Below are 1254 nucleotides of genomic sequence, written 5' to 3'. Positions count from 1 at the left end.
CTCAATATGGATGGTTTCTGGAACACACTGTTGTTGAAATAATCTATTGCCAGGATTTCCGTTGCACTTAAAACTAGAATAGAATTCACGTTTTTCCTATTCAGGCTTTAGTTTCAGTCTGTCTATTTGTTGGTTTTAGTTTGTCTTGGCTGCTTGAGGCAAAGAGTCTATATCAAAAGGTATTAGTATGAGTTTTAAGGGTACTAGCGATTATGTAGCGACCGGTGATTTACAGATGGCTGTAAATGCTGCGATTCAATTAGAAAAGCCTCTTCTTATTAAGGGTGAGCCAGGTACTGGTAAAACTATGCTGGCTGAGCAGTTAGCAGAATCACTTGGCACGCGTTTAATTCAGTGGCACATCAAGTCGACAACAAAGGCTCAGCAGGGCTTGTACGAATATGATGCTGTGTCACGTCTAAGAGATTCCCAGTTAGGAAATGACCGTGTTCACGATATATCTAACTACATAGTGAAAGGGAAGTTGTGGGAAGCCTTCGAAGCAGAAGAGCGTGTTGTGCTATTGATTGATGAAATTGATAAAGCCGATATCGAGTTTCCAAACGATTTGCTTCTTGAAATCGATAAAATGGAATTTTTTGTTTACGAGACACAAGAACGTGTTGTGGCGAAAAATCGACCAATTGTATTGATTACCAGTAACAACGAAAAAGAACTACCGGACGCATTCCTAAGACGCTGCTTTTTCCATTACATCAACTTCCCAGACCACGAAACAATGGAGAAAATTGTGGAGGTTCACTACCCCGGCTTGAAGCAGAGCTTGGTTAAAGAGGCGCTCGATGTGTTTTTTGATGTGCGTAAAGTTCCTGGCTTGAAGAAAAAGCCTTCAACAAGCGAATTGATCGATTGGCTTAAACTATTGATGGCTGACGAAGTATCCGAACAAATTCTACAAGAGCGAGACCCCTCTAAAGCAATACCACCCTTGTATGGTGCATTGATTAAGAATGAACAGGATGTCCACTTGCTGCAGCGCTTGGCATTTATGGCAAGGCGCAAGGGTTAGCCTAAAAGTATTTTTTACTCGCAATCGGTTTGTATTAGTAGAAAAGAGGTATCTCGATGTTAATAGAGTTTTTTCAGGAAGTGCGCCGTTCTAAGGTTCCAGCAACGCTTAAGGAGTTCTTAGACTTAATGGAGGCGCTTGAGAAAAATATAGTCTTTGCTGATATCGATGAGTTTTACTATTTAAGCCGCTTGTGCCTTGTAAAAGATGAGAAAAACTTCGAC

1 protein-coding gene is annotated in these 1254 nt (G+C 40.9%); it reads left to right on the top strand.

All coding sequences use genetic code 11. From position 1 onward, the window contains the following. Positions 1–187: 187 nt before the first annotated feature. A complete protein-coding gene (locus tag A3766_RS25970; protein WP_068512684.1) occupies positions 188–1030 on the top strand; it encodes a MoxR family ATPase in 843 nt (280 codons plus the stop codon). Positions 1031–1254: the final 224 nt, after the last annotated feature.

It is taken from the genome of Oleiphilus sp. HI0132 (assembly GCF_001635845.1).
Note: the sequence above shows the minus strand (reverse complement) of the source record. Positions and strands in the feature narration are given on the sequence as shown.

Coding starts and splice junctions, on each gene's coding strand:
- A3766_RS25970 (WP_068512684.1), top strand. CDS start 188: ATGAGTTTTAAGGGTACTAGCGATTATGTAGCGACCGGTGATTTACAG.